The sequence below is a fragment of the Mycobacterium scrofulaceum genome (assembly GCF_002086735.1).
Lineage (GTDB): Bacteria > Actinomycetota > Actinomycetes > Mycobacteriales > Mycobacteriaceae > Mycobacterium > Mycobacterium scrofulaceum.
Window position 1 is genome coordinate 1 of sequence record NZ_MVIJ01000131.1, and the last position, 1,973, is coordinate 1,973.

At 69.7% G+C, this 1,973-nt stretch carries 3 protein-coding genes and 1 pseudogene; 3 read left to right on the forward strand and 1 reads right to left on the reverse strand.

The features are described 5' to 3' along the window. Both BST44_RS29060 and BST44_RS29065 read left to right on the forward strand, forming a co-directional pair. A pseudogene (locus BST44_RS29060) lies at positions 1–216 on the forward strand (MAP_0585 family protein); the annotation flags it as partial. Between the two features lie 64 nt (positions 217–280). Beyond that, a complete protein-coding gene (locus BST44_RS29065) occupies positions 281–520 on the forward strand; it encodes a hypothetical protein (RefSeq protein WP_083180037.1) in 240 nt (79 codons plus the stop codon). A gap of 12 nt (positions 521–532) precedes the next feature. Here the strand turns inward: BST44_RS29065 and BST44_RS29070 are convergent, their stop codons facing one another. Further along, on the reverse strand, positions 533–1,438 hold the full coding sequence (locus BST44_RS29070) for a lytic transglycosylase domain-containing protein (protein ID WP_083180038.1): 906 nt from the start codon (positions 1,436–1,438) through the stop codon (positions 533–535). 288 nt (positions 1,439–1,726) lie between these two features. On the opposite strand from BST44_RS29070, the gene BST44_RS29970 reads away from it, so the two are divergent. After that, positions 1,727–1,973: hypothetical protein (locus tag BST44_RS29970; protein WP_142274740.1), on the forward strand; the 247-nt coding region annotated here is incomplete at its 3' end.

A 1,973-nucleotide genomic window follows, 5' to 3' on the forward strand; every position in this document is an offset into this window, starting at 1 on the left:
CACTGGGTGGGCGCGCCGCCTCCGGGCGGCTGGGACGGCCCCCCGCCCCCCGGCGGCTGGAACCGCCCGTGGTCCGGGCCGCCGCGTGACGTCGCCCGCGCGCAGGCCGACTTCGGGCCGTTCCAGTACGACACCTACACCGCCATCCCGGTCTTCAACTGGCAGTTCGGCGGGTGGGGGTTCTGGTACATGGGGGTCTGGGTTCCGCTGTACTGACGGCGCGGGTGCGCCGCCGCAGTGTCGGCGGGCGGCGGTCCGGTCGTCATGGCAGGCTCCGGGAATGGATGTGCGAGAGAACGTCCGGCGAGCCATCGATGTGATGACGGCTTGGACCTCCGACAGCGGCAACGACTTCGCCTGGAGCCGGCTCGTCGAGAACGTGATCGACGAGCCCGACGGGGAGATCATGCTGTTGATGGGCTTCGTCAACCTCGCGGGCGAGTTGGGCATCAAGCTGGAGAAGGCCACCGGCCAAGACGTGCGATCGCACCTGCAGGAGATCGCGCTGAAGTACCTCTGATCCGCCCCGGGACTATTGGGGATGGGTCGCCAGGTAATCCCCGACCGGGATCGGGGACGGCTCGGCGTAGCCGACCGGGAGCAACACGTCGCCGGCGGTGGTGACGTAGTAGACGTCCCACCGGTAGTAGGTGGGGAACGTGGCGGGATCACTCGCGATCAGCGCAGCGTATTGGTCCACCGCCCGTACGTATTCGTGGGCGTGGTTGTAGCCGTAGATGGCGTGGGCGGGGTCGTTGGCGAAGCCGTTGGCGGCGAGGAAGCGGCCCGCCGCCATGATGCTGTCGTGGGGGGAGTTGATGTCGCCGCCCTGGCCGTAGGTGGCGAACGTCGAGGGGAGGAACTGCATGGGTCCTTGGGCGCCGGCGGTGCTCACGCCGTTGATGCTGCCGAATCGGGTCTCGACCAGGTTGATCGCGGCCAGGTAGTTCCAGCCGACGCCGCTCTCCGCCTCGGCCGCGTGGTAGTCGCTGATCAGTTCGTCGGCGGGGACCGGGGATTGGACCCGCCAGGCGGGCAGCGTGTCTTTCGCGGGTGTCATCGCCTGGAGCTGGCGGCGGGCATCGAGGTTGCGGTCGTAGAGGTCCACGAACTCCGGCGGGACGCGCTGGCGGATGATCGAATCCCATTCGGGGTGCCGCGCGACGGCGCGGTACGCGGCCTGTTCGCGGTGCGCCGCGGCCATCAGCGCCGGCTCCGGCGTCGACGGATCGCGCAGCGTGCGCTCGTCGGCGACCAGGTCGTCGGCCAGCTGTGTCGGGTCCGACGCCAATTGGGGCTGCGCGCCCAGGGGCGGATTGGGCGCTGCGGCAACGGTTCTCGAAGCGAGCGGCGCGACGGGCGCCCGTGCTGGGGTGACGACGATGGGCGTCGCCGTTCGCGACGGCGCCCGCGTCGAACAGCCCGCACCGGCGAACATGATCGCGCCGAGTAAGAGCGGCGCGATAGCAGCGACTGCACTGTTACGGCTCACCGTGGTCAGTCTTTCGCATCTGCCCGCGCGAGATCAATGCGGTGACCGATATCGGTCCGCGGGGTCGGCACCGGGCCGTGACCCTGAACGCATGCACACCGCGAAAGGCCTTCGGCGGCAGGGCTATCCGATCGCACGCCGGCCAGCGAAGCGCGCGAGGCACTCCACGAGTTGCGACCGGCCACAAGCTATTTCACACTGGAGGATCATCTTCCCGGCAGAGTGGAACGTTAGATGCCCGACGGCGCCGCCGCACCGATCGCGAGACGAACCAGGACCCGCGGGGCCGTGCGGCGGGCCGGATCGTGGCGCCGCGTCGCAGGTCAGGCATTGATCGCCGGGTCGGTGGCGGCGCTGATCGCTGCACCCGATTCACCCCCGCAGTTGCCGCCGGGGTGCGCGATCGGCTGGACGATGGTCGGGCACGTGCTGATCTACGTGCCCGACTGCACGCATCAGTCCCCGTCTCCCCAACCCCCGC